Source organism: Caballeronia glebae (assembly GCF_001545035.1).
In the GTDB taxonomy this organism is placed as follows: Bacteria; Pseudomonadota; Gammaproteobacteria; order Burkholderiales; family Burkholderiaceae; genus Caballeronia; species Caballeronia glebae.
Genome location: NZ_FCOJ02000002.1, coordinates 45,363 through 60,924, shown reverse-complemented (window position 1 = coordinate 60,924; position 15,562 = coordinate 45,363). Strand labels below are relative to the sequence as shown.

General features: G+C 62.7%; 13 protein-coding genes. 3 read left to right on the top strand and 10 right to left on the bottom strand.

From position 1 onward, the window contains the following. Positions 1-53 precede the first annotated feature (53 nt). Positions 54-956, top strand: coding sequence for a class II glutamine amidotransferase (locus AWB82_RS01890; RefSeq protein ID WP_086965299.1), 903 nt, complete (start codon positions 54-56; stop codon positions 954-956). Between the two features lie 48 nt (positions 957-1,004). Here the strand turns inward: AWB82_RS01890 and AWB82_RS01885 are convergent, their stop codons facing one another. From AWB82_RS01885 to AWB82_RS01855, 7 genes are all read right to left on the bottom strand, one after another. Beyond that, the gene (locus AWB82_RS01885; protein WP_086965297.1) at positions 1,005-1,730 is read right to left on the bottom strand and encodes an amino acid ABC transporter ATP-binding protein; all 726 of its coding nucleotides are present in this window, start codon (positions 1,728-1,730) and stop codon (positions 1,005-1,007) included. Beyond that, a complete protein-coding gene (gltK, locus tag AWB82_RS01880; protein WP_086965295.1) occupies positions 1,727-2,404 on the bottom strand; it encodes a glutamate/aspartate ABC transporter permease GltK in 678 nt (225 codons plus the stop codon). Before gltK ends, AWB82_RS01885 begins: the two co-directional genes overlap by 4 nt. Beyond that, positions 2,404-3,144, bottom strand: a complete 741-nt coding sequence (locus AWB82_RS01875) for an amino acid ABC transporter permease (RefSeq protein ID WP_086965293.1) — start codon at positions 3,142-3,144, stop codon at positions 2,404-2,406. The genes gltK and AWB82_RS01875 overlap by 1 nt, the downstream gene beginning before the upstream one ends. A 68-nt stretch (positions 3,145-3,212) precedes the next feature. After that, positions 3,213-4,106, bottom strand: a complete 894-nt coding sequence (locus tag AWB82_RS01870) for a glutamate/aspartate ABC transporter substrate-binding protein (protein WP_086965292.1) — start codon at positions 4,104-4,106, stop codon at positions 3,213-3,215. 235 nt (positions 4,107-4,341) lie between these two features. Further along, on the bottom strand, positions 4,342-5,103 hold the full coding sequence (locus tag AWB82_RS01865) for a hypothetical protein (protein ID WP_143756671.1): 762 nt from the start codon (positions 5,101-5,103) through the stop codon (positions 4,342-4,344). 246 nt (positions 5,104-5,349) lie between these two features. Next, positions 5,350-6,663, bottom strand: a complete 1,314-nt coding sequence (locus AWB82_RS01860) for a Glu/Leu/Phe/Val family dehydrogenase (RefSeq protein ID WP_086965288.1) — start codon at positions 6,661-6,663, stop codon at positions 5,350-5,352. A gap of 108 nt (positions 6,664-6,771) precedes the next feature. Next, positions 6,772-7,743 (bottom strand): LysR substrate-binding domain-containing protein, encoded by a 972-nt coding sequence (locus tag AWB82_RS01855; RefSeq protein WP_086965286.1) that lies wholly within the window; start codon positions 7,741-7,743, stop codon positions 6,772-6,774. 286 nt (positions 7,744-8,029) lie between these two features. On the opposite strand from AWB82_RS01855, the gene AWB82_RS01850 reads away from it, so the two are divergent. Continuing rightward, positions 8,030-9,418 (top strand): MFS transporter, encoded by a 1,389-nt coding sequence (locus tag AWB82_RS01850; RefSeq protein WP_086965284.1) that lies wholly within the window; start codon positions 8,030-8,032, stop codon positions 9,416-9,418. A gap of 9 nt (positions 9,419-9,427) precedes the next feature. Here AWB82_RS01850 and AWB82_RS01845 read toward each other — a convergent pair whose 3' ends face one another. Both AWB82_RS01845 and AWB82_RS01840 read right to left on the bottom strand, forming a co-directional pair. After that, positions 9,428-9,628 (bottom strand): hypothetical protein, encoded by a 201-nt coding sequence (locus tag AWB82_RS01845; RefSeq protein ID WP_086965282.1) that lies wholly within the window; start codon positions 9,626-9,628, stop codon positions 9,428-9,430. A gap of 107 nt (positions 9,629-9,735) precedes the next feature. Next, the gene (locus AWB82_RS01840; protein WP_086965280.1) at positions 9,736-11,622 is read right to left on the bottom strand and encodes an ABCB family ABC transporter ATP-binding protein/permease; all 1,887 of its coding nucleotides are present in this window, start codon (positions 11,620-11,622) and stop codon (positions 9,736-9,738) included. Positions 11,623-11,870: 248 nt separating this feature from the next. Here AWB82_RS01840 and AWB82_RS01835 point away from each other — a divergent pair, with 248 nt between their 5' ends. After that, positions 11,871-12,266 (top strand): acyl-CoA thioesterase, encoded by a 396-nt coding sequence (locus tag AWB82_RS01835; RefSeq protein ID WP_086965278.1) that lies wholly within the window; start codon positions 11,871-11,873, stop codon positions 12,264-12,266. A gap of 10 nt (positions 12,267-12,276) precedes the next feature. Here the strand turns inward: AWB82_RS01835 and AWB82_RS01830 are convergent, their stop codons facing one another. After that, the gene (locus tag AWB82_RS01830; RefSeq protein ID WP_086965591.1) at positions 12,277-15,390 is read right to left on the bottom strand and encodes a sensor domain-containing protein; all 3,114 of its coding nucleotides are present in this window, start codon (positions 15,388-15,390) and stop codon (positions 12,277-12,279) included. Positions 15,391-15,562: the final 172 nt, after the last annotated feature.

Here is a 15,562-nt window from a genome sequence, read left to right as displayed (position 1 = left end):
ATGCTTGTCGAACATATTGTAACAACAGGCCAAAAGCCGCCGCCTCAAGCATCATGTGCCAACTTCTCGGAATGAATTGCGCCGAACCGACCGATGTGACGTTCTCGTTCACCGGCTTCGCGGCGCGCGGCGGCGTCACGGATCATCATGCCGACGGCTGGGGCATCGCCTTCTTCGAAGACAAGGCCTGCCGGCTTTTCATCGATCATCAGTCGTCCGCCAGCTCGCCGCTCGCGGACATGGTGAAGCGCTATCCGATCAAATCGAAGAACACGATCGCGCATATCCGCAAGGCGACGCAGGGGCATATCCTGTTGGAGAACTGCCATCCGTTCATGCGCGAATTGTGGGGCCGGCACTGGATCTTCGCGCACAACGGCGATCTGAAAGGCCATGCGCCCGAACTCACCGGCGTGTATCAGCCGGTCGGCACGACGGACAGCGAGCTCGCGTTCTGCACGTTGTTGCAGGGCCTGCGGCGCGCGTTTCCGTGCTCGCAGCCGCCGCTCGAAGAGCTATTCGACGCGCTCGCCGGGCTTACGCGCGACATCACGCAATACGGCGTGTTCAACTTTCTGATGTCGAACGGGCAGGCGCTCTTCTCACACTGCTCGACGCATTTGTACTATCTGGTGCGTAGCTGGCCGTTCTCGACGGCGCATCTGATCGACGCGGATATGTCGATCGATTTCGCCAAGTACACGACGCCGGAAGACCGCGTCGCTGTGATCGCCACCTCGCCGCTCACCGACAACGAAATCTGGACGCGCTTCGCCCCCGGCGATCTCGCGATGTTCCAGTGCGGCGATCTCGCCCGCACGGTGAATATTCCAGTGCCGGACGAGGTCGCGAAGAAAGCAGCCGAGCCGCTCGCGAAGGCGTGCGTCGGGTCGGCGCTGACGATCGACGAGATCCGGACGACGGCGGCGGTGGAATCGGAACTCGGGATCGAATAAAAAAAACGGCGCTTCTTTTCAGAAGCGCCGCTTTCTTTCACGACGAGGTCAGTGCAGGATCTTCGCGAGAAAGTCCTTCGCGCGATCGGACTTCGGATTGGCGAAGAACGCCTCCTTCTGATCGTCCTCGACGATAATCCCGCGGTCCATGAAGATCACGCGGTTCGCCACCTTCTTCGCGAAGCCCATTTCGTGCGTCACGCACATCATGGTCATGCCTTCCTGCGCCAGTTCGACCATCACGTCGAGCACTTCGTTGATCATCTCCGGGTCGAGCGCGGACGTCGGCTCGTCGAAGAGCATCGCGATCGGGTCCATCGACAGCGCGCGCGCAATCGCCACGCGCTGCTGCTGACCGCCCGACAACTGGCCCGGAAACTTGTCGGCCTGCGCGCGCAGGCCGACGCGATCCAGCAGCTTCAAACCCTTTTGCATGGCTTCGTCGTTCGACCGGCCGAGCACCTTGATTTGCGCGAGCGTCAGGTTCTGCGTGATCGTCAGATGCGGAAACAGCTCGAAGTGCTGGAACACCATGCCGACCTTCGAACGCAGCTTCGACAAATTCGTCTTCTTGTCCGTCAGCGACTGGCCGTTGATCGTGATCTCGCCCTTCTGGAACGGTTCGAGGCCGTTCACGGTCTTGATGAGCGTCGACTTGCCCGAACCCGACGGGCCGCACACCACGACCACCTCGCCCTTCTTCACTTCGGTCGTGCAGTCGGTGAGCACCTGAAACTGCCCGTACCACTTGGAAACATTCTTGATAGAGATCATCTTGCGACCTTTTTCTGAAGACTTTTGACGAGGGCCGACGCCACCACGCAAATCACGAAATAGCACGCGCCCGCGAACAGGACCATTTCGACGGTCGTGCCGTCGCGATCCCCGATATTCGTCGCCGTGCGGAAGAAGTCCGCGAGACTGATGACGTAGACGAGCGATGTATCCTGAAACAGGACGATCGCCTGCGTGAGCAGAAGCGGCACCATCGCGCGGAATGCCTGCGGCAACACGACGAGCTTCATCGCCTGGGCGTAGGTCATGCCGAGCGCGAACGCCGCGTTGACCTGCCCGCGCGGCACCGCCTGAATGCCGGCGCGGATGATTTCCGAATAGTACGCGGCTTCGAAGAGCGAGAACGCGACCATGGCCGAGGCGAGACGAATGTCGATGTCCGCCGACAGCCCGAGCACGTTCTGCAGCAACTGCGGCACGATCAGGAAGAACCACAGCAGCACCATCACGAGCGGGATCGAGCGGAACAGCGTGACGTACATGCTCGCGAACCATTGCAGCGGCTTCACACCCGAGAGACGGAACAGCGCGAGCACGGTACCCCAGATGATGCCGACCACGATGGCGAGCACGGTGATCTGAAGCGTGATCTTGGCGCCCGTCATCAACGTGGGCCACGAGGCGAGCACACCACTCCAGTTGAACTGATGCATTACTTGCCTCCGATGTAGCCGGTCAGCCGGGTTCTCGCTTCGACCCAGCGCATCAACTGCATCACGACCAGATTGATGAGCATGTAGGCGACCGTCACCGCGATGAACGACTCATACGTCTGCGCCGTGTAGTCGACGAGCTGGCGCGCCTGAGCGGACAAATCCAGCAGACCGATGGTCGACGCGACCGCTGAGTTCTTGAACACGTTGAGGAATTCCGACGTGAGCGGCGGCACGATGATGCGGTACGCGACCGGCATCAGCACGTAACGGTATGTCTGCCATTGCGTGAAGCCCATCGCGAGGCCGGCATTGCGCTGTCCGGGCGGCAGCGCGTTGATGCCCGAGCGCACCTGTTCGCACACGCGCGCGCCGGTGAAGAGCCCAAGACAGATGATCGACGACGAAAAGAACTGCGCCGTGGGCGGCAGTTGCTTGAACCAGTTGCCGATGGAAGGCGGCAGCAATTCCGGTATCACGAGATACCAGACGAAGAACTGCACGATCAGCGGAATATTGCGGAAGATCGCGACGTAGACGGTGCCGATGCCCGCCAGCGTGCGATTCGGGACCGTGCGCAAGATGCCGAACAACGAGCCGACCACGAGCGCGATCACCCAGGCCGCGAGCGACACGGTAATCGTCACCCAGAAGCCGGAGATCAGCCAGCCGAGATAGGTGGTGGGCTCGCCGGTCGAAACCGGACTCAGCAGGATGCCCCAGTTCCAGTGATAAGACATGGACTCACTCCAAAAAGAAACGGAAGAAGCAAGCTCCTTCCGTTTCGTTCGTTCGAGACTCGAACCGGTTAGTCGATTGCCTTGTCATTCGGGCTCTTGTAGAGAGCCTTGATGTCGTCACTTTCCGGGAAGTTGAGGTTGAGGCCCTTCGGCGGGATCGGGCTTTCGAACCACTTCTTGTAGATCTTGTCGGCGTCGCCCGACGTTTCGACCTTGGCGATCGCGTCGTCCACCACCTTCTTGAACTCGGGATCGTTCTTGCGGATCATGCAGCCGTACGCTTCATGCGATTGCGGCGCGCCGACGATCACGAAATCGTTCGGGTTGTTCGACTTGGCGCGCTCGCCGGCGAGCAGCGCATCGTCCATCATGAACGCGACGGCGCGGCCCGTCGACAGCGTCAGGAACGACTCGCCGTGATCCTTTGCGCTGATGATGTTCATGCCCATGTTCTTGTCCTGATTCATCTTGCGAAGCAGGCGCTCGGACGTGGTGCCGGCAGTCGTCACGACGGTCTTGCCCTTCAGGTCGGCCCAGTCCTTCACGCCCGAATCCTTCTTGGTCATGAGGCGCGTGCCGATCACGAAGATCGTGTTCGAGAAGGAAACTTGCTGCTGACGCTCGGCGTTGTTCGTGGTCGAGCCGCACTCGATATCCACCGTCCCGTTCTGCACGAGCGGAATGCGGTTCTGCGAGGTGATCGGCGTGAGCTTCACCTTCAGGTCCTGCATGCCGAGCTTCTGCTTGACCGCTTCCACGACCTTCAGCGAGAACTCGTGCGAGTAACCGACGACATTCTGCTTGTCGTCATAGTAGGAAAACGGAATGGACGATTCGCGATGCCCCAGCGAGATCACGCCCGTATCCTTGATCTTCTTCAGCGTGCCCGCGTCCTGAGCGTATGCGCCAGTGGCGAGAAACCCGAGCGCGGCGACGAGCAGCGCAGCCTTTTTAACCTTCATTTGTTCGATCTCCTGTGGCGAAAAACCGGGCCAAGTTTAGCAGGGTAATTATTCTGAAAGAAATGGCTGTTAACCCACGCCGTCTTATTTTTGACACTGGCAGTGCAACCCGGTTGCGACGCGCAGTGTAATGCAGTTTCAAAAAAAAGCGGGAGACATTCTTATGAATATCTCCCGTTTGTCCTATAGAGCACGAAGGCGGATTACGGCTGGCGATTCGCGCGCCTGCCAGGGCTCACTTGCTTGCCGCAACAACGAATGCTTCCACGCGCTCTGGAAGCAGCGCTGCCGCGATCAGCGCATTGCCGTTGACGCTAACGATTCCCGTGAAGGTCTGGCCGGCATTGGGACATTTGTCGTCGAAAGTAATCGCCGTGCCGTAGACGTTCCTCGCGTCGTAAACCTTCAAGTTGCCCGCGAAGGAGCAGCCGCTCGGCCCCGATCCGCGCACTTGGCCGTCGGCGCTGATAACGAACGTGACGGTCTCTTTACCGCGAAACGTTGCGCCCAGGCCGGTGTACGTTCCCGCGATCACACTGAGACTCAGCGGCGGTTCGTAAGGCGTGCTGTAGGCCATCGTGAATGAGGTGTTCCCATTGGCCACGGACGCGAACGTGCCGTTCAGATTCGAATGCGGAACGTAATTGGCCGCGATCGATCCGTGCATCGCGAGACTGCTGCTCGCCAGGAAGTCTGTGGCGTCAGAGGAACTGAACACGCCATGGGACGCTGTTGCCGTTCCCTGCACGAGACCGATCCTGTTCTCCGCCTGATTCACGTACACGAAGTAATACGTCCCGTTGTCCAGCACGACGCCGCTGACCGTGTCATTGTTCGAGTTGGTGCCGTTGTATATGCCCCGCGCATCGATATCGATATCGGCGGGCGGCGGTACAGTCGCGTTGTTCGCTGCTTTATCGCCATCGCTGCCGCCACCACCGCCGCATGCGGAAAGCACGAGTGCAGCCAGAACGCTCGATAAGACGATCTTCTTCATTTTCTCTTCCTCTTGATCACGCTCCTTGTCGAGGAGCAAGCTCTTCCCCGATCGGCATCGCGCTGAACGGCCTCGCCGGGAAATCCGCGCGGAGTATAAGGAAAGGAAGGAAAACGAAATGTCAGGATTTGTGGATCGTCAGCATGGACCGCACTTTGACGATTGCTTCGGGCAGCACGAATGCAAACAAGCGCGTGGCTCTCGCGAGCCACGCGCTCAATCACTGCTCACGCGCAACTGATTAGATCAGGGGTACAGCCCGCGCATCTCGCGCGCCTGCAAAATCCGCGTACACGCGACGATGAACGCCGCCGTGCGCACCGAAACCTTATGCTCGCTCGCGACCTGCCAGACGCCTGCGAACGCTTCGCGCATCACGCGTTCGAGTCGCTGATTGATCTCGTCCTCGGTCCAGAAGAAGCTCGAAAAGTCCTGCACCCACTCGAAGTACGACACGGTCACGCCGCCGGCATTCGCGATCACGTCCGGAATAACGAGAATGCCCTTGTCGTTCAGGATGTCGTCCGCCGCGGTCGTGGTCGGGCCGTTCGCGCCTTCGACGACGATCTTCGTGCGAATCTTCGACGCGTTCTTCTCGGTGATCTGGTTTTCCAGCGCGGCCGGAATCAGGATGTCGCTTTCGATCATCCAGAATTCTTCCGCCTGCACCGGGTCCGCGCCCGCGAAACCACCGACGCCGCCGTTCTTCGCGACGTGATCGAGCAGCGCGAAGGTATCGATGCCCTTCGAGTTATGAATCGTGCCCGTGTGATCCTGCACGGCGATGACCTTCGCGCCCGCTTCCTGGAACAGCTTGGCCGCGATGCCGCCGACGTTGCCGAAGCCCTGCACCGCGATACGCGCGCCTTCGATCTCCACGCCGATCCGCCGCGCCGCTTCCGTGCCGGCGACGAACACGCCGCGTCCGGTCGCTTCCTTGCGGCCGAGCGAGCCGCCGAGCGAGATCGGCTTGCCGGTCACGACGCCCGTTGCCGTCTGGCCCTGGTTCATGGAGTAGGTATCCATCATCCACGCCATGATCTGCTCGTTGGTGTTCACGTCGGGCGCGGGAATGTCCGTATTCGGCCCGATGATGATGCCGATCTCGCTGGTATAGCGACGCGTCACGCGCTCCAGTTCGCCTCGCGAGAGCGTGCGCGGGTCCACGCGGATGCCGCCCTTCGCGCCGCCGTAAGGCACGTTCACCGCCGCGTTCTTCACCGACATCCACGCGGACAGCGCCATCACTTCGGAAAGCGTCACGTCCTGGTGATAACGCACGCCGCCCTTGCCGGGGCCGCGCGACGTGTTGTGCTGCACGCGATAGCCTTCGAAATGCGCGACGGTGCCGTTATCCAGCTCGATCGGGCAATCGACGATGAGAATGCGCTTCGGGCGCTTGAGGGTTTCGAGCCAGCGGGAGAGAGAACCGAGATACGGGGCAACGCGATCGACCTGCTGCAGATAGTTTCCCCACGGACCGAGATCGTCGGCGTGGAGATACGACGGGATAGCGTGTTTTGCGTCCGGCGCTTGCACAGGTTGCTTCGAGGCAGACATTGATGCTCCAGCGGTGAAGGGATGCATGCATTGTCGAAAAACGCCGTTACCAAATCCAATGCCGTTTCCTTATCTCATCATGCAAATCCTGCATAACGTTGCGCAGCCTTACGGCGCAGGTCTCCCAGACGACGCATTCTGCAACTCTTCCCCGACCGCATTCCACAGCGCGCGCATCAATGCCTGACGCGGCTCTTCGCCAAGCGCGGCAAGCTTGTCGCGATAGAGGCGGATTTCCATCGTCAGCGTGAACTGACCGGCGGGCGTGCCCCGCGTTCCGCGATCGAGGCGAACGAGCCGCCCTTCCTCCACCGCGTCCTCCACCGCGCTGTGCGGCAGGAACGCGACGCCGTGGCCCGCGAGCGCCATCGCTTTCAGGCCTTCGGCCATGTCGGTTTCATAAACCTTGTCGAGATGCAGGCGCGTGGGCGCCGTCGCGATGATGACTTCCGTCATGCGCCCGAGATACGCGTTCGGCGTGTAAGACAGATACGGCACCGGCGATTCGGCCGTCGCGGGCAGCGTGAAGCGCGCGCGTCCGCCTTTGGTGACGGCGGAAAACGGGCTGATCGGCTCCGCGCCGAGCGTGAGCATGTCGTAACGCGCAGGATCGAGTGCGACCGGATGACTCGGATGGTGATAGCCCATCACGAGATCGCAGCCGCCTTCGACGAGCGAGAGAACCGCATCGTGGACGTTGAGCGCGCGCAGCCGCGTGCGGATGCGCCCAAGCCGCGCCTCGATGTGTTCGAGCCAGCGCGGAAAATAGGTGAGCGAAAGCGTGTGCGGCACGGCGAACTCGATGGTCGCCGACGGCACGCCGCCCTGCCCGCGCAAGAGCGTGCGCGCTTCGTGGAACTGCGAGAGCATCGTGAGCGCCTGCTCGTAGAACACGTTGCCGGCTTGCGTGAGCCGCGTCGGATACACCGATCGGTCGATGAGCTCCGTGCCGAGCCAGCCTTCGAGCGCCTGGATGCGCCGCGAGAACGCGGGCTGCGTGATGTGCCGAAGCTCAGCCGAGCGACTGAAGCTGCGCGTCTCCGCGAGCGACACGAAGTCTTCCAGCCATTTCAGTTCCATGCGTTTTCAGGCGCGCGCGGCGCTTCTTGGCAAAGAACGCATTCTAGCGGGCGCATGAACCGCGCGAAGGCGCAGCGCACCATTCGCATGCGGTCACGCACGGGCGCGGTGCCGGCGGCCCCGCGCATGAATGCCGGTCAGCAACGCTCGTGCATGCGCCCGAGCGCCGCGCCCACGCTCGCTCGCGCGATGCATCGATTAAATATGCATTCCATTGGCATGATGCTTGCAAATTTCGGGGCCGTCGCGTGCTCATTCGACGGCACGCGCATTCCCGGAACCCACAATGTCCAATCTGATCGCATCGCTCAAGAGCGGCAACTGGCGCTCGCTCGTCGCCTGCTTCCTCTACTTCGATACGGGTTTCACCGTCTGGGTGCTGTATGGGCCGCTCGCGCCATTCATCGGTCGCGACGTGACGATGTCGGCGGCGCAGCAAGGCTTCCTCGTCGCGGTTCCGGTGCTGGCCGCCGCCATTTTGCGCGTGACGCTCGGCAACCTCTATCAATCGACCGATGGACGGCGCGTCGCGCTGATGGGCGTTGTGCTCTCGTCGATTCCGTCGATCGTGCTGCCGCTTTTGCCCGGCGTGCCGTCGTATGCGTTGCTGCTCGTGCTCGGCGTGTTCCTCGGCATGGGCGGCGCGAGCTTCGCCGTGGCGCTGCCGATGGCCGGCAGCAACTATCCGCCGAAGGTGCAGGGTCTCGTGCTGGGTCTGGCCGCGGCCGGCAACATCGGCGCGGTGCTCGACGGCTTCCTGTTCCCGCATCTCGCCGATGCCTTCGGCTGGCAGGTATCGACCGCCGCCGCGCTGCCGTTGCTCGCCATCACGGGTGTCGCGCTCTTCGCGTGGGCGTCCGGTGCCGGCGTCAAGACCGGCAGCACCATGCGCGCGCTTTCGAGCTTCGCGATCACGCTCGCGAGCCTGATCGTGCTGGTGCTCGCGGTGAACGCCGGCGTGTTCGGCGGCGGCAAGGCAGGCGTGCTGCTCTTGCCGGTGATCGGCGCGCTCATCGCGATCGCCGTGCTGCCGCGGCATTATCGGTCGGTGCTCGGCGAGCGCGACACGTGGGTCATCATGCTGATCTACAGCATCACGTTCGGCGGGTTCGTCGGCATGTCGTCGTATGTGACGCTACTGCTCACGTCGCTTTATCAGATGCCGAAGCTCGAAGCCGGTCTCTTCATGTCGCTGCTCGCGTTTCTCGGCGCGATCGTGCGTCCGTTCGGCGGCTATGTCGCGGATCGCGTCACGGGTGTGCGCGCGCTGCTCGTGCTGCTCGCCGCGATCGCCGTCGGCGACTTCGCGTTCGCGATCTGGATGCCGCCGGTCGCGGGCGGTGTGGCGATCCTGATCTGCCTGTATATCGCGTTCGGTCTCGGCAATGGCTCGACGTTCCAGCTCGTGCCGCATCGCTGGAAGGGCAAGACGGGGTTGCTGTCGGGGATCGTCGGTGCGGCGGGCGGGATCGGCGGGTTCTATCTGCCGGTGATCATGGGCATCGCGAAGGAAAGCACGGGCAGCTATCAGATGGGCTTCGCCACTTTCGGCGTGCTCGCGACTTGCGCGTTCGGCGCGTTGTTCCTGCTGCGCGGTCAATGGCTGCGTTGGTCGTCGACGGCTTCGCAAGCGCACGATGGCGTCGCGATCGGCGGCGCGCACGCGATGGAGTGATGCCGTAGCTTATGACCGGCGGTCGCCGTCGATCGCCGGCCAGCGCACGAATGCAAAGACATACAACGCAATCAGCGACAGCGGCGACATGAACGCGAGTATCCACCATCCGGAACGCCCCGTTCGGCGGATAATTCGCACAAACGGGTAGATCATCAGGGCGAACGCCGCGACGGCAACGAGCAGGTCCTCAAAGGTGATATCGCTCATTCGCTTTCTCCGCATACTTACAAAGGAATCCGAATTTATCAGGAAGCGAAGAAGCGATTTGTTAAATTGAGCGCCATCGCGCCTGCTTACAACATGCGCGCAAACGCTCAAACCCCCGCCGTATCCCGCTGATCCCGCTGATCCCGCTCCGCTTCCTCCGCGCGCTGCTGCTGCAACGCCCACATCTGCGAGAACAACCCGCCCGCGCGCAGCAACTGCGCATGCGTTCCGCGCTCCACGATGCGCCCGTGATCCATCACGATGATCTGCTGCGCGTGCACGACCGTCGATAGCCGATGCGCGATGATGAGCGTCGTTCTCTCGCGCGCGATCGAGTCGAGTTCGTGCTGGATCGCGCGCTCCGATTTCGAATCGAGCGCGGACGTGGCTTCGTCGAAGATCAGAATGGGCGGGTTCTTCAGCAGCGTGCGCGCAATCGCGACGCGCTGCTTTTCGCCGCCCGACAACTTGAGGCCGCGCTCGCCGACCGCCGTGTCGTAACCCGCCGGCAACGTCTCGATGAAGTCGTGAATATGCGCCGCGCGCGCCGCCGCGATCACTTCGTCGCGGCTCGCCGAAGGCCGCCCATACGCGATGTTGTAGTAGATCGAATCGTTGAAGAGCACCGTGTCCTGCGGCACGATGCCGATCGCCGCGCGCAGCGAATCCTGCGTGACGTCGCGAATATCCTGCCCGTCGATTCGAATGCTTCCGCCCTGGGCGCGATCGAGATCGTAGAAGCGAAAGAGCAGCCGCCCGAGCGTCGATTTGCCCGAGCCGCTGTGCCCGACGACGGCCGTCGTCGTGCCCGCGGGAATCGTGAAATCTACGCCGTGCAGAATCGGCCGCGCCTTTTCGTACGCGAAGCTCACATTCTCGAAGCGCACTTCGCCGCCACGCACGGCGAGCGCTTGCGCGTCCGGCGCATCGGGCACTTCGCGGCCCGCGCCGAGCAGCGTGAACATGCGATCCATGTCGGTCAGCGCCTGCTTCAGTTCGCGATACACCACGCCGAGAAAATTCAGCGGAATGTAGAGCTGCAGCATGAACGTATTGATGAGCACGAGATCGCCGAGCGTCAGCCGCCCCGCCATCACGCCTTGCGTCGCGCGCCACAGAATGAAAACAAGCCCGAGCCCGATGATCGTTTGCTGCCCGAAGTTCAGCATCGACAGCGAGCGCTGCGACTTGATCGCGGCCGCGCGATAACGCCGGAGATTCTCGTCGTAACGACGCGTTTCCCACTCTTCGTTGCCGAAGTACTTCACGGTCTCGTAGTTGAGCAGCGAATCGATCGCGCGCGAGTTCGCCTTGGAATCGAGATCGTTCATCGTGCGGCGAAAGTGCGTGCGCCACTCCGTCACTTTCACCGTGAACACGATATACGTGACGAGCGCGATGAACGTGACGATCGCGTAATACGCCTCGTACTTCGTCACGAAGAACGCGAGCACGAGTCCAACCTCGACGAGCGTCGGCAAGATGCTGTAGAGCGAATAGGAAACGAGTTGCTGAATGCCGCGCGTGCCGCGTTCGATATCGCGCGACATGCCGCCCGTCTGCCGCTCCAGATGAAAGCGCAGCGACAGCGCGTGCAGATGGCGGAACACTTGCAGCGCGAGTTGCCGCACGGCGCTTTCCGTGACCTTGGCGAAAAGCAGTTCGCGCAGTTCGGTGAAGAGCGAGGTCGAGAGCCGCGCGAGCGCATACGCGATCACGAGCAGCCCGATGCCGCCGATCAGCACGACGCCCGGCGCGTCGTTCGCGCGTCCGAGCGCGGTGAGATGCTGCACGGATGCAAGACCATCGACGATGCGCTTCATCACGATCGGCACGCCGAGGTTCGCGACCTTCGCGCCGATCAGGCATGTCAGCGCGAACGCGACGCGCCATTTGTACGTGGTGAGATAAGGCAGCAGCGAGCGGATCGTCTGCCAGTCGTTGCGCGGGCCTTGCTGCACTGGCCCGGGCTCGGCGTTGGGAAAGCGGCGCATGAGTTCGTATCGTTCGAGCGCGACGCGCGAGCGGAGTCGGGCGCGGCGTGGGGCGTGTTTTTATCGGCTAAATGGGCGCACGTCTGGCTGCATGCTTTCCCGTACAATTTACTGCAAGCCCGGCGCGAGCGAGGTCTTTACCTCGTGCGCAATCGGGTGCATCCATAACTATGCATTGTCGCAGAAGGTTCGAGGGGCCGCTCGCGCCCGCCTGCCTTCTCCCCGCCTTGCAAACCGGAACTCCTTCCATGACCGACCATTCCAGTCTTCCCGAAAAGCACGTCGCGCTGCGCGTCGTGCCGCAGCCTGCCGACGCCAACGTCCACGGCGACGTCTTCGGCGGATGGATCATGGCGCAGGTCGATATCGCCGGCTCCATTCCGGCGAGCCGCCGCGCGAATGGCCGCGTCGCGACCGTCGCGGTGAACTCGTTCCTGTTCAAGCACCCGGTGTTCGTCGGCGATCTGCTGAGCTTCTACGCCGATATCGTCAAGACCGGCAATACGTCCATCACGGTGTCCGTCGAGGTCTGGGCCCAGCGCATGAACCTCGCCGAAGAAGTCGTCAAGGTGACGGAAGCGACGCTCACCTACGTCGCGACCGACCGCGACCGCCGCCCGCGCGTGCTGCCGTCGCTCGACTGACAGCGCGCGATCAGTGGGGCAGCACGCCCTGCTGCAGCAGTCCCGGAATCGCGTCGTGCGGCATCGGGCGCGAGAACAGATAGCCCTGCATTTCGTCGCAATCGCGCTCGCGCAGAAAGTCGTGCTGCGCGTGCGTTTCGACGCCCTCCGCGATCACCTGCAACTCCAGCGAATGCGCGAGCGCGATGATCGCCGACGTGATGGTTTCATCGTCGCCCGACGAACCGATATCCGCGACGAACGAGCGATCGATCTTCAGCCGATGCACCGGAAAGCGCTTGAGATACGACAGGCTCGAATAGCCCGTGCCGAAGTCGTCGATCGCAATGCCGATGCCGAGCGCCGATAGCTCCGAGAGCATCGTGATGGCTTCCTCGGCGTTGCGCATGATCGCGCTTTCCGTGAGTTCGAGTTCGAGATAGCGAGGTTCGAGCCCCGTCTCTTCAAGCACGGAAGTGACGAGCCGGGCGATGTCGCGCTGCTGGAAATGCCGCGCCGACAAATTCACCGACACGCGCGCCGGCGGCAATCCGGCATCCTGCCATGCCTTGTTCTGGCGGCACGCTTCGCGCAACACCCATTCCGACAGCGGCCCGATCAGCCCGCTCTCTTCCGCCACCGGAATGAACGACGACGGCGACACGAGCCCTTGCTCCGGATCGCTCCAGCGCACGAGCGCTTCGATGCCGACGATCTGGCGCGTCGACATATCGACCTGCGGCTGATAGTGCAGCAGGAATTCGCCGTCGCGCAGCGCGCGCCGCAAGCGCCTTTCGAGATTCATGCGCGCGCCGACGCTCGCGTTCATCTCCGGCTGATAGAACTGGTACGTATTGCGGCCCATGTCCTTCGCGCGATACATCGCGAGATCGGCCTTCTTCATCACGGTTTCAGCGTCGTCGCCGTCCTGCGGATAGAGGCTCGCGCCCATGCTGCAACCGACGTACAACTCCGTATCGTCGAGCCACACCGGTTCGGAAATCGCTGCGCGCGTGCGCTCCATCCACGCGATGAGCCCGGCTTCGTCCGTGAGATCGGGCAGCACGACGACGAACTCGTCGCCGCCGTGACGCGCGACCGTATCGCTGGAACGCGCCGAGCGCGCGAGCCGCTCCGCGATCACCGCGAGCAGGCGGTCGCCGACGCTGTGGCCGAGGCTGTCGTTGACGTTCTTGAAGCCGTCGAGATCCATGAACACGACGGCGATTCTCGTCTCGCGCCGCCGCGCGGTCTCGATCGCATGTTGCAGGCGGTCCTTCAGCAAGTTGCGATTCGGCAGACGCGTGAGCGTGTCGTAATTCGCCTGATATTCCAGTTCTTCCTGATAGCGCATCAGGTCGGTCACGTCGTTGATGATGCCGATGTGATGCGTCGTCATGCCCTGCGCGTTCGGCACCGGCGCGACGAAAAGCTGATTCCAGAAGAGCGCGCCGTCCTTGCGATAGTTGCGCACCACGACGCTCGCCTCCATGTTCGCGGAGAGCGCGCGGCGAATCGACGTGAGCCCTTCCTGCTCGCCGTCCGGCCCGTGCAGGAAGCGGCAATCCTGGCCGATCACCTCGCTCGGGTCGTAACCCGTGATGCGCTTGAACGCCGGATTCGCGTACTCGATCACGTTCGCGCCATCGACCACGCCCGTGATGAGAATCGCGTTCACGCTCGCGTCGAGCGCGCGGCTTTGCAGACGCAGCGCGAGTTCGGCGCGCTTGTGATCGGTGACGTCGTGATACGAACCGAGCACGCCGATGGTCTGCCCTTCGCCGTCGAGCAGCGGCAGCTTGCTCGTGACGACGGTGCGCAACTGGTCGCCCATCACGATGTCGCGCTCGTGATGCATCTTCGGCACGGTCGTGACGATGACCTCTTCGTCGTCCGCGCGCACGAGGTCCGCGAGCGCGCTCCACGGCAGCTCGAAATCCGTCTTGCCGATAACCTGCTCGTTGTACGCGAGACCCGCATCGCGCGCGAACGCGTTGTTGCAGCCGAGATAGCGCAACTCGCGGTCCTTCCAGAACACGCGCTGCGGAATGTTGTCGATGACCGCTTCGAGCATCTCGTTGGATCTGCGCGCCTCGGCCTCGGCGTTGATGCGGTCGGTCACGTCGTTCGCCAGCATGAAGATGCCCGGCCGGTTCGAATACGTGAGCGAATGATGCGACACGTCCGCGCCGACGATCGCGCCGTCTTTGCAGCGATAGCGCCACACGCCCGCCGAGCCCTGCCGCGCCGTCGCACGTTCGCCCGTCTCGCCGCCGCTGCGCGCGAGCCGTGCGGCGAAGCTGTCGAAGTCGTCCGCGTGATGCAGATCGCGCAGCGTCATGTTCATGAACTCCAGCTCGTTAAAGCCGAAGTGCTCGATCGCGGCCTGATTCACGGCGACGAAGCGCATCGTCTCGCGATCGACGATCCACATCGGCACGGGATGCGCCTCGAACATGCCGCGAAAGCGCTCGTTGCTGCGCTGTCGCTCGCGCACCGCGCCGAGCTTCTCGCGCGATTGCCGCTCGTGGCTCGCGAAGAGATAGATCAGCACGGCGCTGCCGGCGAGCATCGTGAAGACGAGCAGCAGCATCGCGCCGCCCGATGCCTGCGCCGAATGATCGAGCGCGTCGATCGTCGCGTCGTCGATGCGCGAGCGCACGGCCGCAAGCTCGTCGTCGACGCCTTGCTGGTCTTCGCCGAGCGTGACGAACGCGGCGTCGGCCCATGCGCGGGATTCGTCGGCGCTGGCGTTTTTCGCGTGCGCGAACGCGAGATCGTCGTCATGGCGCATGACCGCGGCGCTGGCGGCGAGCGCGTCGAATGCGCCTGTCATGCCGGGCTCCATCGCGATCTGCGCGCGCAGCCCGCTTTCGAGCGCGTCGAGATGCGCCAAGCGCGCCTGATGCAGCGCTTCGGTTTCCGCGACGCCGGTCGCTTCGAAGCGGCTCAGTTGAGTGAGCGATTCGCCGAGCGTGCTGCGATAAGCCGCGAGATCGCGCAAGAGGCTCATTGAGCGCAGCGTGCGCGCGTCGCTTTCGCGCAGACCGCCGATCTGTTCGCACGCGACGAACGCGTTCGCGCCGAGCGCGGCCAGTACCACGGCAATATTGACGAGCAAACCTCTGGAGAGGAACCGAGTCATGAAGAGCGGGCTTATCCCTTTGATGCGCGCCGGACGCACATCGAGAACAATGCGCGGCGTGGCAAACGGCTCCACGCCCGATTAATGGATAACGCCCATTAACGGCACCGCTCGCCCTACATTTAGGGTTGGCCCGCAAATAAACTGACTAAAGCGCCCGCTTAACGTTTGC